Annotated in this window: 14 protein-coding genes and 1 tRNA gene; 5 read left to right on the plus strand and 10 right to left on the minus strand. The window is 66.2% G+C overall.

The features are described from left to right. The first annotated feature begins 50 nt into the window (after positions 1-50). From hsp14 (NDI65_RS11690) to NDI65_RS11705, 4 genes are all read left to right on the plus strand, one after another. The gene (hsp14, locus tag NDI65_RS11690; protein ID WP_008605294.1) at positions 51-461 is read left to right on the plus strand and encodes an archaeal heat shock protein Hsp14; all 411 of its coding nucleotides are present in this window, start codon (positions 51-53) and stop codon (positions 459-461) included. 116 nt (positions 462-577) lie between these two features. Then, positions 578-1,021, plus strand: coding sequence for an archaeal heat shock protein Hsp14 (gene hsp14 / locus NDI65_RS11695; RefSeq protein WP_089779492.1), 444 nt, complete (start codon positions 578-580; stop codon positions 1,019-1,021). Positions 1,022-1,232: 211 nt separating this feature from the next. Continuing rightward, on the plus strand, positions 1,233-4,109 hold the full coding sequence (gene leuS, locus NDI65_RS11700) for a leucine--tRNA ligase (protein ID WP_089779490.1): 2,877 nt from the start codon (positions 1,233-1,235) through the stop codon (positions 4,107-4,109). 121 nt (positions 4,110-4,230) lie between these two features. Further along, positions 4,231-4,449 (plus strand): hypothetical protein, encoded by a 219-nt coding sequence (locus NDI65_RS11705; RefSeq protein WP_089779487.1) that lies wholly within the window; start codon positions 4,231-4,233, stop codon positions 4,447-4,449. A gap of 61 nt (positions 4,450-4,510) precedes the next feature. Here NDI65_RS11705 and NDI65_RS11710 read toward each other — a convergent pair whose 3' ends face one another. From NDI65_RS11710 to NDI65_RS11755, 10 genes are all read right to left on the minus strand, one after another. Beyond that, entirely contained in the window at positions 4,511-5,506 is a 996-nt protein-coding gene (locus NDI65_RS11710; RefSeq protein WP_089779484.1) for an ornithine cyclodeaminase family protein, read from the minus strand. A gap of 305 nt (positions 5,507-5,811) precedes the next feature. Further along, complete coding sequence (gene thsB, locus NDI65_RS11715; RefSeq protein ID WP_089779952.1) at positions 5,812-7,446, minus strand: thermosome subunit beta; 1,635 nt, start codon at positions 7,444-7,446, stop codon at positions 5,812-5,814. A gap of 215 nt (positions 7,447-7,661) precedes the next feature. Then, positions 7,662-8,054 (minus strand): hypothetical protein, encoded by a 393-nt coding sequence (locus tag NDI65_RS11720; protein ID WP_089779482.1) that lies wholly within the window; start codon positions 8,052-8,054, stop codon positions 7,662-7,664. A gap of 63 nt (positions 8,055-8,117) precedes the next feature. Further along, a complete protein-coding gene (locus NDI65_RS11725) occupies positions 8,118-8,300 on the minus strand; it encodes a hypothetical protein (protein ID WP_089779480.1) in 183 nt (60 codons plus the stop codon). 468 nt (positions 8,301-8,768) lie between these two features. Further along, positions 8,769-8,849 (minus strand) — tRNA-Ser (locus tag NDI65_RS11730). 29 nt (positions 8,850-8,878) lie between these two features. Further along, positions 8,879-9,085, minus strand: coding sequence for a hypothetical protein (locus tag NDI65_RS11735; protein ID WP_310893678.1), 207 nt, complete (start codon positions 9,083-9,085; stop codon positions 8,879-8,881). Between the two features lies 1 nt (position 9,086). After that, positions 9,087-9,473 (minus strand): Rid family detoxifying hydrolase, encoded by a 387-nt coding sequence (locus NDI65_RS11740; protein WP_004970500.1) that lies wholly within the window; start codon positions 9,471-9,473, stop codon positions 9,087-9,089. Positions 9,474-9,557: 84 nt separating this feature from the next. Beyond that, entirely contained in the window at positions 9,558-9,764 is a 207-nt protein-coding gene (locus NDI65_RS11745) for a hypothetical protein (RefSeq protein ID WP_007274912.1), read from the minus strand. Between the two features lie 37 nt (positions 9,765-9,801). Further along, positions 9,802-10,800, minus strand: a complete 999-nt coding sequence (locus NDI65_RS11750) for a cytochrome d ubiquinol oxidase subunit II (protein ID WP_310893679.1) — start codon at positions 10,798-10,800, stop codon at positions 9,802-9,804. Next, the gene (locus NDI65_RS11755) at positions 10,793-12,217 is read right to left on the minus strand and encodes a cytochrome ubiquinol oxidase subunit I (protein WP_089779474.1); all 1,425 of its coding nucleotides are present in this window, start codon (positions 12,215-12,217) and stop codon (positions 10,793-10,795) included. The genes NDI65_RS11750 and NDI65_RS11755 overlap by 8 nt, the downstream gene beginning before the upstream one ends. A 343-nt stretch (positions 12,218-12,560) precedes the next feature. Here NDI65_RS11755 and NDI65_RS11760 point away from each other — a divergent pair, with 343 nt between their 5' ends. Then, the gene (locus NDI65_RS11760; protein ID WP_089779472.1) at positions 12,561-12,767 is read left to right on the plus strand and encodes a hypothetical protein; all 207 of its coding nucleotides are present in this window, start codon (positions 12,561-12,563) and stop codon (positions 12,765-12,767) included. The last annotated feature ends 25 nt before the right edge of the window (positions 12,768-12,792 follow it).

Genomic DNA, 12,792 nt, shown 5'->3' on the forward strand with positions numbered 1-12,792 from the left:
GTGAGTCTGAGCACATCTTTCTTTGTCGTCGGCGACGTAGCTAAGCGCGTATGCAGCGAAATCCATTCGACGAGATAGAAGACCTGTTCGACCGGATGGGCCGGTCGTTCGAGGAGTCCGGTATCGGTCGGTTCCAAGACATCTCCCTCGACGTCGTCGACGACGACGAGGCCATCGAGGTCGTCGCCGACCTCCCCGGCTTCGAGAAGGACGACCTCGACGTGAGCGTCAGCGGGCGGCGGCTCACCATCGCGGCCGACCGTGAGGAGTCGAGCGAGGTCGACGACGAGCAGTACGTCCGCCGCGAGCGGAGTCAGCGCTCGGTCTCGCGGACGATTACGCTCCCCGCCGAGGTCGTCCGCGACGAGGTGACGGCGTCGTACAAAAACGGCGTCCTGACCGTGACGCTCCCGAAGGCCGAACCCGCGGGCGACGACTCGACCGAAATCGACATCGAGTGACGCGGCTCATCTTTTGAATACCGGCGCTCGGGCCCCCGAGCCGTGCGAACTGCTATCCACGTTCCGGCAACGATTATCTCCTCAGACGGCGTCCATATGCCTCGGTGAAAACACACATGATGCGACGTACCAACCCCTTCGACGACTTCGAGGAACTGTTCGAGCGAATGTCCCGCCAGTTCGACGACATGGGACGACAGTTCGACCGCTCGGGCATGATGGCGCAGGTCCGCCACGAGATGGCTATCGACGTCACCGACCACGACGGCGAAATCGTCGTCACCGTCGACCTCCCGGGCTACGAGAAGGAGGACATCTCCCTGTCGGTCGCCAACCGCACGCTGACGGTCGACGCGACGCGCGAACTCGACGAGGAACGCGCCGAGGGCGAGTATCTCCGCCGGGAGCGTCGCCACGAGTCCGCCCGCCGCACGATTCGTCTCCCCGAGTCGGTCGACGAGGACGGCGCGTCCGCCAGCTACCACAACGGCGTCCTGACGGTCACCCTCCCCAAGCGCGACGTCGAACCCGACGACTCCCGCCGCATCGACATCGACTGAGTCGCTTCGGCGCTCGCGGGCGTCTCTGACTCGCCGCCCGCGTTGGTCTCCCGGTGGTGGGCACGCTACCCCGCTCGGTTCTCAATCTCCGCTTTTCGTCCCGGCTTCCCCGTCTGTCCCGCGCGACCGAGTGGCAATATCTGCCGTAATCAGACAGCCACGCAAGTCGAGTATAGGAGTTATTTTAGGCCGGGGTACCACTACCACGGATATGGACTACGACCCGCAGGAACTCGAAGCGCGTTGGCGGGAGCGCTGGTCCGAGTCCGGCCGATACGAGGCCGACCCGGACGCGGACGCCGACGACGCGACGTTCGTGACGGTGCCCTATCCGTACCCCAGCGGCGGGATGCACATCGGGCACGCGCGGACGTACACCGTTCCCGACGTGTACGCCCGCTACCGACGACAGCAGGGCGACAACGTCCTGTTTCCCATCGCGTGGCACGTCACCGGAACGCCCATCATCGGCGCGGTCGAGCGCCTGAAAAACCGCGAGGAGAAACAGCTCTCGGTGCTGACGGACACCTACAACGTCCCCGAGGACACGCTCTCGGACCTCGAATCGCCCATGGGCTGGGCGCGGTACTTCATCGAGGAGCACTACAAGAAGGGGATGCAGTCGCTCGGCCTGTCGGTGGACTGGCGGCGCGAGTTCACCACGAACAACGAGCGCTACTCGAAGTTCATCGAGTGGCAGTACCGGACGCTCCGCGAGCGCGGCCGACTGGAGAAGGGCCTCCACCCCGTCAAGTTCTGTACGAACGAGGAACAGCCGGTCACGACCCACGACCTGCTGGAAGGCGAGAACGCGGAGTTCCAGGAGTACACGCTGGTCCGCTTCGGCTGGGAGCGAGACGGCGGCGACGTGGTCGTCCCGATGGCGACCCTGCGCCCCGAGACGGTCCGCGGCGTGACCAACGCCTATATCGACCCCGAGGCGACCTACGTCGTCGCCGACGTCGACGGCGAGACGTGGTTCGTCTCCGACTACGCGGCCGACAAACTGGAGTATCAGGCCCGCGACGTGGAGATTCTGGAGACCGTCGAGGGTGCCGAACTCGTCGGCCAGACGGTCGAAAACCCAGTCACCGGCGACGACGTGCTCGTCCTGCCCGCCGACTTCGTCGACGCCGACAACGCGACGGGCGTCGTCATGTCAGTCCCGGCCCACAGCCCCGACGACTACGTGGCGCTGCAGGAGGCCAAGGCCGACGCCGACTACCTCGAATCGTTCGGCATCGACCCCGCCGACGTGGCCGCCATCGAGCCGATTCCGATTCTCGACATCGACTCCGAGGACGACGCGTACGGCGAGATTCCCGCGAAGTCGGCCGTCGAGAACCGCGGCATCGAGTCCTCCGACGACCCCGCGCTCGAAAAGGCGACGAAGGACCTCTACAACAAGGAGTTCCACGCGGGTCGGCTCAAGGAGTTCTACGGCGACTACGCCGGCGGCCTCGTCGAGGAGGTCCGCGACGACTACAAGGCCGACGGCGTCGAGGCCGGCCAGTTCGACGTGATGCAGGAGTTCTCCGAGGAGGTCGTCTGCCGCTGCGGCGGCGACGTCGTCGTCGCCGAACAGGACACCTGGTTCCTCTCGTACGACGACGAGGACTGGAAGGGGCTCGCTCACGACGTGGCCGACGGGCTGGACGCCATCCCCGAGAACACCCGCGACGAGTACCACCACACCATCGACTGGCTCAACGGGTGGCCGTGTATCCGCAACTACGGCCTCGGCACCCGCCTGCCGTGGGACGACCAGTTCGTCATCGAGCCCCTCTCGGACTCGACCATCTACATGGCGTACTACACCATCGCCCACCGCCTGCAGGAGATTCCGACCGAGGAACTCACGCAGGAGTTCTTCGACGCGCTGTTCTACGGGGCCGACGCGGTCGACGACGCCCCGGAGAAGGCGCTCGAACTGCGCGAGGAGTGGGACTACTGGTACCCCGTCGACTACCGGTTCTCCGGCAACGACCTCATCACGAACCACCTGACGTTCTACCAGTTCCACCACGGCGAACTGTTCGACGAGCCGCAGTGGCCCCAGGGCATCGTCATCATGGGCATGGGCCTGCTGGAAGGCCAGAAGATGTCGTCCTCGAAGGGACACGTCGTCCTCCCCGGCGAGGCCATCGGCGAGTACGGCGCGGACACCGTCCGCTTCTTCCTGCTCAACTCCGCGGAACCGTGGCAGGACTACGACTGGCGCGACGACCTCGTCGGCTCGGTCCACGACCAACTGGAACGCTTCTGGAACCGCGCCCGGGAGATTATCGCCGACCCCGGTCCGGACGAACGGCCCGAACTGGAGACGGTCGACCGCTGGCTCCTGTCGAAACTGCAGGACACCGTCCGCGACGTGACGACCGCGATGGACGAGTCCGAGACGCGGTCGGCAAGTCAGGCGGCGTTCTACAACTTCGAGGAGTCGCTGCGGTGGTACCGCCGCCGGACCGACCTCGACCGCCCCGCGGCGAAGTGGACGCTCCGGACGGTCCTCGAAACCCGCCTGCGCCTGCTCGCCCCGTTCATCCCGTTCATGACGAACGAACTGCACGAGCAGTTGACCGGCACGCCCGCCGAGGACGCGCCGTGGCCCGAACCGGACGAGGCCTTCGAGGACGAGTCGGTCGAACTCGAAGAGCGGCAGGTCGAGCGCCTGACCGAGGACGTGCGCGACATCATCGACGTGACCGACTCCGACCCGGACACCATCCGCGTCTACGTCGCCGCCGACTGGAAGCGCGACGTGTTCGAGACGGTCGTCGACAACGGCGATAACGTCGGCGCAATCATGGGGCAGGTCATGCAGGACCCCGACCTCCGCGAGAGGGGCAACGACGTCAACGACCTCGTGCAGGACCTCGTCGACCAGACCCGCGGCCGCGACGAGTCGACGCTCCGCGCCCAACTCGAACTGGACGAGGCCGACACCTACGAGCGCGCCGCCGACTTCCTCGCCCGCGAGTTCGACGCCGAGGTCGAGGTGTTCGCCGAGGGCGACCCCGACATAGTCGACCCCGCCGACCGCGCCTCGAAGGCGATTCCGTTCCGCCCCGCGGTCCACCTCGAATAGTCGGGTTCGACGAACCCGCTCCGCGACCGAAACGCCGCGTGTCGGCCGAACGCGCGACGACCCCGGCGCGGACTGCCCCTCCGGCGCTCGATTTATCCTCTCGCCGAACTAACACTACCGCATGAGCGAAGACGACTCCCCGAGTCTCGCACAGAAGGCCTACCGCACCGTCACGCCGGGGTCCCGAACGCATCCGAACAGCGAGATGGACTCCATCGGCTGGACGATGTTCCTCCTCCTCGTCGTCCTGATGGTCCCGCTTCTGCCCTTTATCGCCATCGTCTACGTCCTCTCGAAGCTGTTCGACTATCTCGCCGCACAGCGCGGGCCGAGCCCGTAGCTCGCCGAATCGGACTGCAAAAGGAAAACGGTGAATGCCAGCGGCGTCGCGTCGGGCGGCCTTACTCGGCGAGACCGAGGAGGTCGAACGCGTAGCCGTTGTCGTTTTCGAACGCGTGCTCGTAGGCGACGTGCGCCGCCGCGACGTCCTGAATCGCCAGTCCCGTCGAGTCGAAGACGCTGACGCCGTCGGCGTCGGTGCGGCCGTCGAGGTTCCCGAGGACGATGTCGCCGATTGCGCCGTAGATGTCGTCGTCGGTGAGGACGCCTTGATTGTACGGGACGTTGATTTCGCCGGAGTGAGTGGTCTGGGCGTGGTCGTCGATGACGAGCTTGGCGTCCAACAGCACCTCGTCTGCGAGTTCGTGTTTGCCCTCGGCGTCGGCACCCATCGCGTTGATGTGGGTGTGGTCGCCGACCGCCTCGCGCGGGACGATGGGCGATTCGACGGGCGTCACGGTCGACAGCACGTCACAGCTCGCGGCCTCCTCGATGGAGCCGGCGCGGATGTCGAACTCGTCTTCGAAGGCGTCGATGAAGTCGGCGACGCGTTCTTCGTCGAGGTCCGAGATGACGACTTCCTCGATGTCGCGGACCTCGCTGATGGCGCGAAGCTGCGTGTACGACTGGACGCCCGCGCCGACGATACCCATCGAGGAGGCGTCCTCGACGGCGAGGTGGTCGGTGGCGACGGCCGCGGCCGCGCCGGTGCGGAGCATCGTGAGTTCCGTCCCGTCGAGCAGCGCCAGCGGGAAGGCGTTCTCCGGGTCGGAGTAGATCATCGTGCCCATGACGGTGGGCAGGTCGTACTTGTCGCCGTTGTCGGGGTGGACGTTGACCCACTTGATGCCCGCGGCGTCCCAGTCGCCCGCGTCGAGGTAGGCGGGCATCGACCGGAAGTCGCCGTTGTACTGCGGCAGGTCGATGTAGGACTTCGGCGGCATCTGGGCGTCGCCGGACTCGTAGGCGGCGAAGGCGTCCTCGATGGCCGAGATGAGCTCCGGCATCTGGACGTTCTCGTGAACGTCGTCCTTGTTCAACAGCAGCGTCTTGCGCATAGAGACACGTTGCCGTACCTGCTACTTAGTTCGTTCCATTTCTGAACACAACTGCAACTGTTTCTAAGAAAGTGGTAGATTTATCCAACTGTGCTGGTCTCGATGATTCGGTGCGGTCGGCTCCCGTCGGACTGGAGGTCGATGTCGCGGTCGACGTTAGTCGGTTGCCGCTCCGTCGCGTGCCGCCATTCAGACGGCGTAGCCGAGGCTCTCCGTCCGTGTGGGGTGCGTTCTCGCTAAAATAACGTAGTCTGTCGCGCGGTGCAGGCGTCGGGGGACGAGTGAGTGAAGGCGTTAGCCGATCTTCACATCGCGCCGCCCATACCGCCCATGCCACCCATGCCGCCGGGTGCGCCGCCCTCGTCGTCGTCGTCGCCGCCGGTGGAGAGGTCACCGGCCGCGATGATGTCGTCAATCTTGAGGACGAGGTTCGCGGCTTCGGAGGCGGAGGCGACGGCCTGCTCTTTCGCGTGGGCCGTCTCGACGACGCCGGCCTCGAAGGCGTCTTCGACCTCGCCGGTGAAGACGTTCAGACCGGCGCGGACTTCGCCGTCTTCGTGGGCCGCGCGGAGGTCGACGAGCGTGTCGATGGAGTCGAGACCGGCGTTCTCGGCGAGCACGCGCGGGACGAGTTCGAGCGCGTCGGCGAACGCCTCGACGGCGAGCTGCTCGCGTCCGGAGACGGAGTCGGCGTAGTTGCGGAGGCGCGAGGCGAGTTCGACCTCGATGGCGCCGCCGCCGGCGAGGACGCGGCCGTCGGCGACCGTGGACGCGACGACGTCGAGAGCGTCCTGAACGCCGCGTTCGAGCTCGTCGACGACGTGGTCGGTGGAGCCGCGGAGCAGGAGCGTGACGCCGTGGACGTCGTCGCCGATGCCCTCGACGTAGAACAGCTCGTCGGCCTCGTCGCGGCGGACGGAGGCGCGGCCGAGGTCGGCGGCCTCGATGGAGTCGAGGTCGGAGACGACCGTCGCACCGGTGATGTTCTTGAGGAAGCGGATGTCGGACTTCTTCGTCCGGCGGACCGCGAGGATGCCCTCCTTGGCGAGGTAGTGCTGGGCGAGGTCGTCGATGCCCTTCTGGCAGAAGACCACGTCAGCGCCGGAGTCGACGATCTGGTCGACCTTCTGCTTCAGCTGGGCCTCCTCTTGGTCGAGGAACTTCTGGAGCTGGTCGGGGTTCTCGATGGAGACGTTCGTGTCGATGTCGGTCTCCTCGACCTCGACGGGCTCGTTGAGCAGCAGCACGTCGGCCTCGTCGAACTCGACCGGCATGTCGTCGTGGACGGGGTCCTTGTCGATGACGGCACCGGAGAGGAGTTCGGACTCGGACGCGGAGCGACCGGTCTGGGTCTCGATGGCGACGTTTTCGAGGTCGACGACGTGGGAGCCGTCGTGGGCCTCGACGGTGACCTGCCGGACGGCGCGGACGATGAGGTCCGCGAGAAGCTCCTTGTTGAGCTCGGAGCTCTTGCCCGTCATGGAGGTCTCGGCGACCTTCTTCAGGAGTTCCTCGTCGTCGGGGTCGACGCGCTCCGCGATGTCGTCGATCTCCTCGCGCGCCTTCTCGGAGGCGAGGTTGAAGCCGCGGATGATGGCCGTCGGGTGGATGTCCTGTTCGAGGAGGTCCTCGGCGTTCTTGAGGAGTTCACCCGCGATGGCGACCGCCGTCGTCGTTCCGTCGCCGGCTTCGTCCTCCTGCGTCTCGGCGACCTCGACGATCATCTCGGCCGTCGGGTTGTCGATGTCCATCTCCTTGAGGATGGTGACGCCGTCGTTCGTGATGGTGACGTCGCCCATCGAGTCGACGAGCATCTTGTCCATCCCCTTCGGGCCGAGTGTGGAACGTACCGCCTCGGCGACTGCTCGTGCGGCGCGGATGTTGTACGCCTGCGCGTCGCGGTCCTTGACGCGCTGTGCATCCTCGCCCATGATGATCATCGGCTGACCCTGCTGCATTCGCTGGCTCATAGACAGGCCTTGATTGTTTGTGATTCTATAAAAAAGCTTCGCCGACGAATCGGAGGCCGGAATCCGAGCGTCCGGCGCGTACTCCCGGTAACCGCGCGACTGAGGTCCCCTTCGAGGTGTTCGGGGGAAAAGCATGGTACGTCATTTCACACCACAATTCGCCCCCGGCCGAACCGCTTTATACGCTACTCCTCGACCGGCTCTTTCCAGTGGACCGTCACCGTCCCGACGGCGAACGCGTCGTCGCCCCCGTCGTCGCGGACGACGCGGATGGTGTTCGTCCCTTCGACGAGGTGCGCCCCGGTCACGGTGTCGACCCAGTACTGCCAGCCGTCGCCCGGCGGGATGTCGAACCCCGAAAGCGGGTCGCCGTTGATTCGAATCTCGTGGCCGTACTCGCCCACGTCGAACGCCTGAATGCCGAGATACGGCTCTCTGGGGTCGTCGGTCGGGACGTCGAACTCGAACGTCGCCGTCTCGTCTCCGGCGTCGTCCGCCCAGTCGAGGTCCAGCGTCTCGCCTTCGGGATGGAGATGCGACCCGATGAACACGGTCGCGTAGTTCGCGCGGTGGTGCACGCTCACACGTTCTGCTGCGCCGGATAAAAATTCGCGTGGTCGGCGGCCGGGTCGGCCGCGTCGTCAGTCGTCCTCTGGGAGTTCGTCCGCGAGGAACTCGCCTTCGGCGTCGTCGTTCGCGGCGTCGAGCGGGGGCTCGTCGTCGTTCTCGTCTAACACCGATAACTCGCGTTCGTACAGCCGCTCGGTGAGTTGGGTCCGCTTGTTGAGGCCCTTCTTCTCGCGGCCGGTCTTGGTGTCAGGCATTGTCAATCGTGGTATCGTATCCCATGGGGATGAATGTTTTGTCCGGACAGTTGATACGGTCGGGTCTGTGGTGGTGGTTCCCTGAATCGGGTCTGTGGTGGTGGTGATTCCCTGAATTGAGTCTGTGGTGGTGGTGGTGCCCTGAATTGGGTCGCGTCGAACTGGGGGTGCCCTTCCAGCTTCGACGTAGCTACTCCTTCGTTGGCGAGGCGATAGACTCCCACGACGGTTCCCGCCGTCCGGCGATTGAGGGAGAGGCTATGTGTGTTGGGCGCGAAGGGCGAGGTTCGAGTCGGTGTACTCGGTGCGGTCGGAGTCGAAGCTGTGGTTTTTCAGAGAAGCGCCGAGAGAGGGATTTGAACCTCGGTCGCTCCGCTCCTTGGTTCAAATCCTCTGGCGGCGTTCTCCCGGACTCGCCGCCCGCAGCGCGACGAGACGCGCTGCTACGAGAGCTGAGTTCGGAAGAAGCGCCAGGAGAGGGATTTGAACCCCCGATCCCAGAGGGAACACGCTTTCCAGGCGTGCGCCTTACCGCTCGGCCATCCTGGCTTACAACGCAACGTTCCCGCCTGGATAATTTAAGCCCTTCCTTTCCGTTCGAGTCGCGGTTCGATGACGTACGTCACGGACGCGACGGCGACGCCGGCGACGACCGCCACCGCGGCGACCGCCCCGAACGACGCGTCGATGCCGACTCCGAGGAGGACCGCGCCCTGCGCGAGGACGCCCACGAGGAGGAGGCTCGCTGCGCCCCACGCGAGCGCGGACCGGACGCGGCGGGCCACGTTACTCCTCGTCGACGACGGCGACGGCCTCGATTTCGACGCCGACGCCCTTCGGCAGGTTGCCGACCTCGACGGCCGAGCGGGCCGGCGGCTCCTCGTCGAAGTAGGTCGCGTACGTCTCGTTCATCTCGTCGAAGTCGTCGATGTCGGCGAGGAACACGGTCGTCTTCAGCACGTCGGTCGCGTCCGCGCCGGCCTCAGCGAGAATGGCCATCACGTTGTCGAGCGACTGCGTCGTCTGCGTCGCGATGTCCTCGTCGTCGAGGAGGTCGCCGTCCGGCGTCAGCGGAATCTGTCCCGCCGTGTAGAGCAGCGAGCCGTTGGTCGTCGCCTGACTGTACGCACCGACCGCGGCCGGCGCTTCGTCGGTCTCGATGACGCGCTTCATACGCGGTGGATTTCGCCACGACGCCATAAAATAGGGTGGAACGACCGGGTCCGCGGCGGAGCGTCCCCGCCGCGGTCAGCCGGGTTACACCGATTTCCCGGAGAGGCTGATACCGGTCGTGAGGACGCCCGAGGCGAACAACAGCCCCATCCCGAGCGCGGTGACCACGTCGCCGTCTCGGAGGGCGACCCCCGCGACGGCGACGCTGACGACGACCAGTCCGAGGCCGAGGAGGGTCAGCGGTTTGGTGAGCGATTCGACGGTGGGTTCGGTGTTGGGGAGCGTAGCCATGATTGGATGGGTTGGTGTGGGTGTCGGGTGCGGTCGGTCAGGAGTACGATTCGCCGGTCTCGACGGGGCCGCTGAACGTCGAGTAGAGGATGCCGAAGTAGGTGAACACGAGCGGCAACAGAAGCGCCGACGCGACGCTCATGATGTTCAGCGGGAGCACCGACACGATGGCGTCCGCGACGGTCAGTCCGGTCGCGGGGTCGGCCAAGGGGAACATGAGCGTCGCCACGAGCGCGACGAACGCGAACACGAGCACCGGTACGGTCCCGAACGCGAGCGTGTAGCGCCCCTCGCGGAGCGAGAGCAGATAGCCCGCGGCGGCGGCGAGGCTGACGACGACGAGCGCCAGCGGCACCGGTGCGAGGACGCCGAGGTCGGGGCGGACGGCGACGAGGTAGCCGAGCGTGACGACGACGAGCGCGAGGTAGGCCGCCATCGCCCGGGGGCCGTAGCCGGCCACGTCGCGCTGGAGGCTCCCGCGGGTCTTCATGGCGAGGAAGCCGACGCCGGCGACGACGGTGAGCGCGACGACGGCGAGACCGACGACGACGCCGGGCAGCGACAGGAGCGACTCGACGCCGAGGAGCCAGTGGGCGGCGAACACGCCGAGGAAGAAGGGCGCGCTCACGCTGCCGACGACGAACGCCCGACCCCACCACGTCTGCCACGCCTCGTCGTGGCGCTGTTCGTACATCTCGGGGGAGAGCCCGCGGAGGATGAGCGCCCCGAGGATGGCGAACATGAGCAGGTAGTGGCGGCTGAAGAGGTTCGCGTACACCGCCGGGAACGCGGCGAACAGCGCGCCGCCGAAGACGACGAGCCACACCTCGTTGCCGTCCCAGAAGGGGCCGATGGCGGCCAGAAGCGTCTCGCGTTCCTCGTCGTCGTCGCGGGTCGCGAAGATGGCTCCGACGCCGAAGTCGAAGCCGTCGAGGAACAGGAACATCCCGAGGATGAAGAAGACGAGCCCGAACCACAGCTCCTGCAGTGGGAGGCCGAAAAGCGGGTCGGTGGCGAACGCGCCGTAGTCAGTCATCGCCGGTCACCCCCGAGGGCGAGGCGGCCTCCGAACCCCCCGCCGTCTCGTCGACGCTCGGCGGTCCCTCGCGGATGATGCGGCGAATCACGTAGGTGTAGAGCGCGAGCAGGCCGGTGTACACGACGGCGAAGCCGACGAGCGTGAGCGTCGCCTCGAAGCCGGTGAGTCCCGGCGACACCCCCTTGCTCGTCCTGAGGACGCCTTGGATGACCCACGGCTGTCGGCCCACCTCGGTGACAATCCAGCCGACCTCGACGGCGAAGATGCCGAGGAGCGACGAGCCGACGAACGCCTTGTGTAACAGGTCGTCGTCGTACAGCTCGTCGGTCCACCAGCGGTAGGCCGCCCAGAAGGCCAACAGGATGAACCAGAACCCCGCGGCGACCATGAGCCGGAACGACCAGAAGACGACGGCGACCGGCGGGGCCTCCGTGTCGAACTCGCTCAGGCCGGTGATTTCGGCCTGCGGGTCGCCGCCGCTGGCCAGCCACGACGCCCCGCCGGGGATGCCGATGCCGAACAGTTCCTTCGCGCGCGGGTCGGTGATGCCGTCGAGGCTCGTCGGGACGGCGAAGATGTACTCGGGGACGTAGCTGTCGGTCTCCCAGACGGCCTCCATGGCGGCGAACTTCTGCGGTTGGGTCTCGTAGACGTGCCGGCCGTAGGCGTCGCCGTGAATCGCCTGAAACGGCGCGGTCACGAGCAGGACGACGAGCGCGATTTTGAGCGTCTTTCGCCAGAAGCGCGCGCCCTCGCGGTCGTCGTCGGCGGTGATGCCGCGCTGCCAGACGTGGTACGCCGCGACGCCGGCCATGAACAGCGCGACCGACAGCACCGCGGCGTTCTGCATGTGGACGAACATCCACGGGAACCGCGGGTTGGCGTACGCCGCGATTGGGTCGACGAGCGAGACGACGAGCTGGCCGCTCTCGCGGGCGAGTTCGTACCCCCGCGGCGTCTGCATCCACGAGTTGGCGACGAGAATCCACACCGCCGAGAGCCACGTGCCGAGACCGACCGCGACGGCCGACACCATGTAGAGCGCGTCGGAGACCTTCTCGCGGCCGAAGACGAACACCCCGAGGAACGTCGCTTCGAGCATGAACGCCATCATCCCCTCGGTGGCCAGCGGGCCGCCGAACAGCTCGCCGGCCGCCGTCGAGAACGCCGCGAAGTTCGTCCCGAACTCGAATTCGAGGACGATTCCCGTCACGGTGCCGACGACGAACGAGACGGCGAAAATCTTCGTCCAGAACCGCCTGAGCTGTTCGTACACCGGGTCGTCGGTGCGGATGTCTTTCCACGTGAAGTAGATGAGGAAGGGCGCGAGGCCCATGCTCATCACGGGGAAGATGATGTGGACGATGGTCGTGAGCGCGAACTGCAGCCGGCTGGCGATGACTGGGTCGAGCATGGTGTGGGTTGCGGGTCGCTGACGACGGGGCGAACCGAGGAGTGGGGCGGGAGCTTCCCTCTTAAACGCCTTGGTATTGGGGGAGGGTCAACCCCCGCATGCTTCCCACGAACTGAAAATCATCGTAGACGGGTCCTACCCCCCGAATTCGACATAATTGTATGGGTAAAAAGCGAGCGTTCGTCGGCGTTCGCCGGAGGATCAGGAACGCACTCTCATTCCCGCGACGCGCCCGTCTTGGACGAACTCCGGTCGCTGACGCACCGTCCCGCCGCCCCAGCCCCCCGACCGTCTCGACCGCCCCGACCGACAAGCATACGCCGGAACAGTTCGGATTTATCACATGAACCTCCTGTGGCAGGCGGTCCACGTCGGAATTGCGGTTCTCGGCGTCGCATACCTCGCGTTCCCCGCGCGAGTCCACGCGTTCGGGTTCGAGTTCCTCCGCCGCTCGCCCTCGGAGGAGTCCGGGGAGTCCGCCGCACCCGTCTGGCTCTACCGGGGTATCGGCGCGCTCCTCGTGTTTATCGGGGTCACAGGATTCGTCTGAGTGCCGGTCGCAAACCCGGTCCCCG

Origin of the sequence: Haloferax sp. S2CR25 (assembly GCF_031624535.1) — an archaeon.
In the GTDB taxonomy this organism is placed as follows: Archaea; Halobacteriota; Halobacteria; order Halobacteriales; family Haloferacaceae; genus Haloferax; species Haloferax massiliensis.

Excerpts from the sequence above, each read along its gene's own strand:
- hsp14 (WP_008605294.1), top strand. The coding sequence starts at position 51 with ATGCAGCGAAATCCATTCGACGAGATAGAAGACCTGTTCGACCGGATG.
- hsp14 (WP_089779492.1), top strand. The coding sequence starts at position 578 with ATGATGCGACGTACCAACCCCTTCGACGACTTCGAGGAACTGTTCGAG.
- leuS (WP_089779490.1), top strand. The coding sequence starts at position 1,233 with ATGGACTACGACCCGCAGGAACTCGAAGCGCGTTGGCGGGAGCGCTGG.
- NDI65_RS11705 (WP_089779487.1), top strand. The coding sequence starts at position 4,231 with ATGAGCGAAGACGACTCCCCGAGTCTCGCACAGAAGGCCTACCGCACC.
- NDI65_RS11710 (WP_089779484.1), bottom strand. The coding sequence starts at position 5,506 with ATGCGCAAGACGCTGCTGTTGAACAAGGACGACGTTCACGAGAACGTC.
- thsB (WP_089779952.1), bottom strand. The coding sequence starts at position 7,446 with ATGATCATCATGGGCGAGGATGCACAGCGCGTCAAGGACCGCGACGCG.
- NDI65_RS11725 (WP_089779480.1), bottom strand. The coding sequence starts at position 8,300 with ATGCCTGACACCAAGACCGGCCGCGAGAAGAAGGGCCTCAACAAGCGG.
- NDI65_RS11740 (WP_004970500.1), bottom strand. The coding sequence starts at position 9,473 with ATGAAGCGCGTCATCGAGACCGACGAAGCGCCGGCCGCGGTCGGTGCG.
- NDI65_RS11745 (WP_007274912.1), bottom strand. The coding sequence starts at position 9,764 with ATGGCTACGCTCCCCAACACCGAACCCACCGTCGAATCGCTCACCAAA.
- NDI65_RS11750 (WP_310893679.1), bottom strand. The coding sequence starts at position 10,800 with ATGACTGACTACGGCGCGTTCGCCACCGACCCGCTTTTCGGCCTCCCA.
- NDI65_RS11755 (WP_089779474.1), bottom strand. The coding sequence starts at position 12,217 with ATGCTCGACCCAGTCATCGCCAGCCGGCTGCAGTTCGCGCTCACGACC.
- NDI65_RS11760 (WP_089779472.1), top strand. The coding sequence starts at position 12,561 with ATGAACCTCCTGTGGCAGGCGGTCCACGTCGGAATTGCGGTTCTCGGC.